The sequence below is a fragment of the Paenibacillus maysiensis genome (assembly GCF_000520815.1).
Lineage (GTDB): Bacteria > Bacillota > Bacilli > Paenibacillales > Paenibacillaceae > Paenibacillus > Paenibacillus maysiensis.
The window spans coordinates 1-465 of sequence record NZ_ASRY01000236.1; the positions used below are offsets into that span (position 1 = coordinate 1).

Below are 465 nucleotides of genomic sequence, written 5' to 3' on the forward strand. Positions count from 1 at the left end.
TCGGGATGCGCCCACAGCGCCAAAGCAGGCAGTCGCAACCCCGGCTCGGCATCGCTTTCCGCCCAAAAGGTAATACGCCATTCCTTCACATTCTCTTCCAGTGAAGGCTCCAGACGAAGGCACAGACGAACCTGCCCTTCGATCGGCTCCTGATCCTTCCGTTCCGTGACTGGCATTGCGCTTCCTTCAAGAGAGGACGCTTGAAGAACCAGCTCCTCCATCTCCGCGGGCGTTCCCTGAATCGCCACCGGGCGGGAACCTGTCAGCAGACTGTTCCACCACAGCTCCGCCAGCGGCGATCCTCCGCGTCGATACTCTGCGCGATAACGGCCCAGCTCACGGTCTGATGCTGCCAGCACCGCGGTCGTTTCCGCATGGATGACCGCACACAGGAAGGAATACAGCACGATTCCCGCTGCATCCTCGCGTGTTTCCGGCTCCTTGCCCGCGAAGACGGCGGGAGCC

At 61.9% G+C, this 465-nt stretch carries 1 pseudogene; it reads right to left on the reverse strand.

Annotated elements, in window-relative coordinates:
• A pseudogene (locus L696_RS28735) lies at positions 1-465 on the reverse strand (ATP-dependent helicase); the annotation flags it as partial.